Origin of the sequence: Ensifer sp. Root954 (assembly GCF_001429005.1) — a bacterium.
In the GTDB taxonomy this organism is placed as follows: Bacteria; Pseudomonadota; Alphaproteobacteria; order Rhizobiales; family Rhizobiaceae; genus Ensifer; species Ensifer adhaerens.
The window spans coordinates 1-298 of record NZ_LMJM01000052.1; the positions used below are offsets into that span (position 1 = coordinate 1).

Annotated in this window: 1 pseudogene; it reads right to left on the reverse strand. The window is 62.1% G+C overall.

Annotated elements, in window-relative coordinates:
- Positions 1-298 (reverse strand): annotated as a pseudogene (locus ASE71_RS36295) (flagellin); the annotation flags it as partial.

Here is a 298-nt window from a genome sequence, read left to right on the forward strand (position 1 = left end):
GCAGATCGATACGGCTGTTGAGCGCACCGAGGTCGGCGGCAGCGTCGGTCATCTGGGTCAGGACCGAGTCAACACCCGACAGAGCCTGCGACAGAGCGCCGTTCGTCATGCTGGTGATGTCGAGCGACAGAACGCTGAAGGTCAGCGATACGGTCGCGCCGGTCGTGTCGGTGTAGGAGATGTTGCTGGAGAGCAGGCCCGTGCCGTTGGTGACGTTGGCACCCGAAGCGTTCACTTCGATCAGCGAGCTCTTGTTGGTGTCGTACTGCAGCGTCGTCAGGCTGACATTGCCCTTGGC